This window comes from Candidatus Poriferisodalis sp., from assembly GCF_965203655.1.
GTDB lineage: Bacteria > Actinomycetota > Acidimicrobiia > Acidimicrobiales > Poriferisodalaceae > Poriferisodalis.
Window position 1 is genome coordinate 471,704 of record NZ_CBDBDD010000006.1, and the last position, 6,000, is coordinate 477,703.

The window sequence follows — 6,000 nt, forward strand, 5'->3', positions numbered from 1 at the left end:
TTGACCTGACTGATGGCCAACTGGAGAAACTCTGGGCCGACGCAGGCGCGGGCGGCAGCGCCAGCACCATCACCGAGCTCACCATCAACACGGCCAGAGCACCGGCGAAGCAGCGCCGCGGAGACAGAGCCGGGCGCGACGCACCGGCTTCGGCGCGAGGTCTCTTGGTGAATCCGGTCATCTGCTAGCGCTCCTTACTCTGGCCCCAAGAGCGGCGGCAGGGTGACGGTGGCGTGGACGCGCTCGCCTTTGCCGGCGTCGTTCTGCGCCCGCACCCACACCTTGTAGGCCGTGCCGGGTTCGAGGTTGCGGAAGGTGGTCGTGAGCTTGCCCGCCTTGGGACGGTGCGTCGTTCCGTCGCCGCCGCCGACCGGCTTGATATGCACGATGTAGCGGTCGGGGGCGCCGCCGGACTGGGGGGCCTGCCAGGTGACGGTCACGCTCTTTTTCCCGGCTGCGAGTTGCAGGCCGGTCACCGGGCCCGGGCCGGGCAGCTCCGGCGGCGATTCGCTCTGCTGCGCCTGCGGTTCGCGCTCCGGCTCGGGCTGTTGAGGATCGGGCTCCTGCGGCGGCGGGTCGAGCTCTTGGAGCGGCGGGTCGTCCTGCTGGGGTGGCGGGTCGCCCTGGTCGGGTGGCGGGTCGCCCTGGGGTTGGGGTTGGGGTGGGGTTTGGGTGATGTCGATGCGGTAGTTGGTGCGCTTGCCTGAGATGGTGACCATGAACCACAGCTCGGTGGGGCCGCCGTCTGGTGCGAGGGCCAGCTCGACTGGCGTGCCGGAGGGGCGTATGCGGGTGGGGCGGGTGTAGGTGGCGGCGCCCCAGCGGGATCCGCCGAACACGCTCGTCCCGTCGGCAAAGACCGGGGTGAGCGTGACGCTCGTCGTGCCCGCCGGGACCGCGGCCCGGTACGACGTCGTGTCCGGGGCGAAGTCGGGGCTGAGCGCCACCGCCTGCGACCCCGCCGACAGCGCGATGCCGCACAGCGGGCCGCTGTCGGGCTCGCATTCGGGCAGCTCGGGCTGCTGTTGCTGCTGTTGTCGGGGCTGCTGGTCTTGGCGGGGCCGTTCGACGCGTCGGGGTTCGCGGTCTGTCGATGCGTCGCCGCGTGTGACGGTGAGGGTGTACTCGCGCGGTGCGGGGGCTTTGGGTGCGTCGACCTCGACGGTGATGACGTTGTCGCCGATCTCGAGGGGAACGTCGACTGCGGCGCTGTCGGTGTCGAGGGGTTTGCCGTTGACTTTGGCTGTGGCGGCGGAGTAGACGGTGGCGGGCTTGACGGTGATGCGTGTGACGTCTCGGGGGACTCGCAGCCCGAAGCTGTCGCTGGGCGAGGAGATGTCCACGTCGCTGGTGGGCAGGCTCTGGGAGGGGTCGGCGGGGTTGACGGTCAGCGAGCGCAGGCTGAGCCCGGCGGGTCCCATCAGCTTCAGTTCCTGCGCGGACAGCCGCGGCGCGTCGGTCCACGCGCCGATGGAGAGGTGTTCCACGTCGAGCCGCAGGCACAGCTGCGCCGTTGCCTGCTGTTGGCCGGGGGGTATGGCCAGGTTGTGTCTGCCGTAGAGCCGCGCAGCCGACAGCGCGGTGCCTGCGGGCAGGCAGTCGCCCCAGTAGGCGGCGCCGACGCCGTTGATGCTGAGATGCACGGTGATGCCCGGCGCGGTGGGCCGGTCGAGGCGCGCGGTGATGGTCACGGCGCCGCCCGCTGCGGCGTCTTGGGGTTCGACGCTGAGGGTCAGCGCGGTGGGCGGGTTCGGCCCCAGCACCCGCACCTTGACGCCCGCCTTCACGACATACGGGCCCGAAAATCCCGCAGTGACCGTCATCGTGCGGCCCGCGGCCGCCGCGGTCGCGCACAGCTTCACCGTCGTCTCCTGCCCGCCGGGGGCAATCATGCCGGCCGTGCCGTGCTCCCAGGCGCAGTCGGGCCCCCAGCGCGCCCCGCCGCCGTCGCCTGAGGTGTCGAACCACACCTCGGTCAACGTCAACGCGGGCCGGTCCAGGCGGGCCGTCACCGTCACCGAGCCGCCATGCGCGATGGCGCCAGGGGCCACGCCCAGCGTCAGCGCCGGCGGCGGCGGAGGCGGAGGCGCCGCCGACGTGCCCGCGCCGGTGGACCAGCGGCTCGCCGCCTGGCCGCCGGAGAACTGGCGCACCCGCACGTCATAGGCCGTGCCGTTGACCAGCCCCCCAACGGTGTACTCGGTGCGGTAGAGGTACTCCGTCACCCACGTCGAGCCGTTGATGAGCGCCCTGGGCGCCACCCAGCCGGTCGACGGGTCGCCCGGCGCGGTCGCGTCCGCATCGGGCGCCGAGGACGCCTTCCAGTTCACCTCGTAGGCCGTGTTCGGCCCGACCGGCTTGTTCCACGTCAGCGCCAGCGCCCCGTCGCCCGACTCCACCGACAGATCCAGGCCGGTCGGGTCGCGGTCGCGGTCCCATATCTCCACCGTTTGCGATTCCGGGTAGTCCTCGTAGTAGGGACTGAAGATCTCTTCCGCGCGCTGGGTCGGGTACGCCTGCGAACCCCTCAACAACCCCGAGGGCAGCGGCGAGCCCAGCGCCACCGTGAAGGTCTCGTCGTCGTCGTCGTCGTCGCGCACCGTGGTGATCGTGGTCTCGCCGATGATCTTGCCGGCTTTGATCGTGACGGTCGCGGGTGAAGGCGCCACGTAGTCCCCGGACTCCGCCGTGCCCGCAGTCACCGTCAGCGGTATCGTCACGTCGCTCGCCAGCGCCGCGGTCAGCACAGCCTTCACCTTCACTGTGTCGCCCTCCGCCACGCCCACGGTGGCAATGACTGAGACCACCCGGCGGTGGGAGACGGTGAGCCGCTCCGTGTCGGACAGGCTCAAGTCGGCGCACTCGACCGTGTAAATGAGGTACGCGTCTCTCGGTGGGCCCAAGACCCGAAGCGCAATCTCCGCGCTCGTCTGGCCGGCCGCGATGACCAGTGTGCGAGTGTCCGTCCCGCGTTGGACCGAATAGTGTACGACCGAGTAGCTGATGACGCAGTGGGTGTCGGTCAACGCCGGACGGTCCAGCGTCGCGATCAGGCTGAACGGTATGCCCGGGCTCAGGGTCGTGCCCGTCCCCGTGCTCAGGGTCACCGAGGTGGGCTGGTTCTCCACCGAGGGCGTGCCCACGGCCTCGGTAGACCATGGACCGGCCCCAGCCGAGTTCACCGCCCGTACCCGCACGCGGTAGGCGACGTCGTTCGCCAGCCCGCCGACAGTTGCCGTCAGGCCGCTCACGTCGGTGTCTGAAGCAGGCCAGACGGCGTCCGAGACCCGCTTGCGCTGGACCTCGTAGCGGATGATCTCCGTCGCGCCGGTGTTCACCGGGGCGCTCCACGACGCCCTCAGCTCCGCGTCCCCAGAGACCAGCTTGAGCCCGACCGGCGCGTCCGGCAGAGGCTGCACCGGCGTGATGACGACCGAGTAGACCGAGACGCTCAGGAAGTCCGCGGAGTTGACAATGATAAGCAGCGTGGTCGCTTCGGTCGTCGACAGCGTCACGCTCTGCGAGGCGCCGGAGCCGGAGAAGACTCCTTCGCCGATCTTGGTGTCGGAGGGATTGCCTTGGGCCTTCCAGAACACGGTGTGGCCGCCGGTCCACGACGGCGTGACCGTCACGCTGGTGGCGGTGCTCAGGACCTTTGCGTTGTAGCTCGTGGTGCCGCTGCTGAACGCCGGGTCGAGCGCCAACGCGGTCCCGTCCGCCGACAGCGTCAGCCCGGTCAGGGCGGCCCCCGTGGTCGCCGAAGCGGGCGGGGCAGCGACCACGGCCGCCGAGCCCACCAGCAGCACGGCGAGAACCAGGGCCAAAAGGCCCCGCGGATTCATGGTGCGGCGGGGTGGGCGAACCTCAACGAGGCGGCGAGGCCCCCCCCCCCCAGGGTGGCGGCGGGCGTCGCTTGACTGCGTGCGGCCTAGCTTCATGTGGACTCCCTTTGAGGTTCCCCACCGGTGATTCCGACACGAGGACCCCACCACGTTCTAGACGATGCCGAACCGGTGGTTGGAATGATGGCGGCGGCGGATTCCGCGCGCCCTGCGGCTACACCTACCGCGGCGGGGTGGCGGGAAGGGTTACCCGGGCGTGGGCGCGCTCGCCCTTGCCGGCGTCGTTCTGCGCCCGCACCCACACCTTGTAGGCCGCGCCGGGTTCCAGGTTGCGGAAGGTGGTCGTGAGCTTGCCCGCCTTGGGACGATGCGTCTTTCCCTTGCTGCCGCCGACCGCCTTGAGCTGCACGATGTAGCCGTCGGGGGCGCCGCCCGACTCCGGGGCCTGCCAGGTGACGGTGACCCTTTTGCCCTTGGCCAGCAGTTGCAGGCCGGTCACCGCGCCGGGCCGCTCCACTTGCTCCTGCGGCTGGGACTCCTCTTCCGGAGGCGCCTCCCGCTCCTGCGGCTGGAGCTCCCCCTCGGGCGGCGGAGCAGCCGGTGGGTCGGCCTGCGGCGTGGTTTCGGGACCCTTGATCCGCACCCAGCCGCTGGACTGCGCGCTGAACTGCATGTAGTTGCCGCCGGTGAAGGAGCGCACGAACACGCCGGTGGCGACCCCGTTCTCGAGTCCCCTGATGGTGACGCTGGTCGCGCCGCAGGGTGCGGCAACGCCGTCGCCTTGGCTGAGGGCGTTGGGGTCGGCAGGGTTGGCCCACACGCCCGACACCTGGCTCCAGCGCAGGGCGTGCTTGATCTCGCCGTCGGGCACGCCCTCGCGAGGCGTCGGCGTCCAGCTCACGGTCAGCGTCCCGTCGCCGGGCGTGACCCGCACGTCGGACGGCTTGCTCTTCTCGGGGTCCACCACCGGGTAGTCCCTTTGCGCGTCGACGGCGTGGCAGCTCTCGTCCGGCCCCGGCTGCGATACCGCGGCCTCACCGCCCTGGTACTGCCCCTGCTGCTGGGAGGCGGTGGTGAAGGACGTCGCTTCGCTGGCGGGGCTATAGCAGGCGTGGATGGTGCGGGCCCGCACCCTGGCCGTGTAGGCGGTGCCGGGCTGGAGCCCGGTGACGGTGTAGTTTCGGTAGTTCTCCCAAGGCCGCAGTGCGGTGAATAGCGTTTCTGAGACCCACGAGCCGCCCGCGGTGAATATGTAGACGGTGTAGTCGGTGATCAGGCTGCCCCGCTGCTGCGAGCGGGCCCAGGAAAGGGTGACGGATGTGGCCGACGCGCTGGGGCTGCCGGAGAAGGCGGGCTTGGTCGGCGGCGTCATCGACTCGAAGTGGCACCAGCCGGTATCGAACCGGGCCTCGGACTGAGCTTCGGCGGGCCGGGGCGCAGGCACCAGCAGCGTCGCCGCCCCGACGAGGACGGCGACCAGAAGTGTCGCCAGCCGGCGGAGGACCCGGCGGGCTGGCTCAGCGGGCCGGGAGGCGGAAGTGCCCGGGCTTAGAGGCCGCGCGGAGTGACGGAGCGGCCCCATACCCCCCCCCCCCCCCCCGAAAGGTGCAGCGCCGGGCTTCGCGGAATTGCGGGCGGCCTCGCAGAACATGTGCACTCTTCTTCCCCGCGGTGATCCCGACGTGTAGATTTCGCCACATCCTAGGCGACCCCGCATAACCCAAGGCACGCCGTCAGATCCCAAGCCGAACGCGAAGCCTGGGCAATGCTGCGAGCACATCAGCGCACTATGGACCGGGTTTATGTCACATTTGCCGGGGACTTCATGCTCGATTTGCCGCAGCGAGCGTGCCTGTTTCGCCGATCCATCGTCAAGCCCAAGTCACGGTTGAGCGGCGGGCAGGGTGGTGACGGTCGCGTGGGTGCGCTCGCCTTTGCCGGCGTCGTTCTGGGCTCGCACCCAGACCTCGTAGGCGGTGCCGGGTTCCAGGTTGCGGAAGATGGTGGTGAGCTTGCCTGCTTGGGGGCGGTGGGTTTTTCCGTTGCCGCCGCCGCCGGGTTTGATGTGCACGATGTAGCGGTGGGGGGCGCCGCCGGACTGGGGGGCGTGCCAGGTGACGGTCACGTTCTTCTTGGCGGCGGTGAGTTGCAGGCCGCT

3 protein-coding genes are annotated in these 6,000 nt (G+C 70.5%); all 3 read right to left on the reverse strand.

Annotation, left to right across the window (positions count from 1 at the left end; translation table 11 throughout):
- Positions 1-194 precede the first annotated feature (194 nt).
- Positions 195-3,842 (reverse strand): fibronectin type III domain-containing protein, encoded by a 3,648-nt coding sequence (locus ACOGW9_RS08205; protein ID WP_419907721.1) that lies wholly within the window; start codon positions 3,840-3,842, stop codon positions 195-197.
- A gap of 220 nt (positions 3,843-4,062) precedes the next feature.
- Positions 4,063-5,286, reverse strand: a complete 1,224-nt coding sequence (locus ACOGW9_RS08210; protein ID WP_419907723.1) for a fibronectin type III domain-containing protein — start codon at positions 5,284-5,286, stop codon at positions 4,063-4,065.
- A gap of 438 nt (positions 5,287-5,724) precedes the next feature.
- Positions 5,725-6,000 (reverse strand): fibronectin type III domain-containing protein (locus tag ACOGW9_RS08215; RefSeq protein WP_419910146.1); only part of this gene is annotated, 276 nt, incomplete at its 5' end.

Excerpts from the sequence above, each read along its gene's own strand:
- ACOGW9_RS08205 (WP_419907721.1), bottom strand. The coding sequence starts at position 3,842 with ATGAATCCGCGGGGCCTTTTGGCCCTGGTTCTCGCCGTGCTGCTGGTG.